Here is a 235-nt window from a genome sequence, read left to right on the forward strand (position 1 = left end):
CTGGGGGGGGCCGGAATCACGTTGCCGTCGCGCCGGACCGCCCCGGCGAGGTTGGCGCGCGAGGCACCTTGCCCGCGTGGCGAACGGGGCGGCTGCTCCATCGAGGGCGCGACCCGGCTCGCGGCGGCCCTGCGGTGAGGCCGCCGTCGGAGCCGCCGGTCGGCTCGTACGTCGTCGACACGCACACAGGGAGGGGGGGCATGGTGGTGGGACACGAGGGACCGGACGTACAACA

1 protein-coding gene is annotated in these 235 nt (G+C 75.7%); it reads right to left on the reverse strand.

The genetic code is table 11. From position 1 onward, the window contains the following. The coding region (locus tag KVT44_RS57135) for a hypothetical protein (protein WP_217577200.1) at nt 1-185 on the reverse strand (185 nt) is incomplete at its 3' end. Between the last annotated feature and the right edge of the window lie 50 nt (nt 186-235).

The organism is Streptomyces sp. GbtcB7, assembly GCF_019091445.1.
Taxonomy (GTDB): Bacteria; Actinomycetota; Actinomycetes; order Streptomycetales; family Streptomycetaceae; genus Streptomyces; species Streptomyces mirabilis.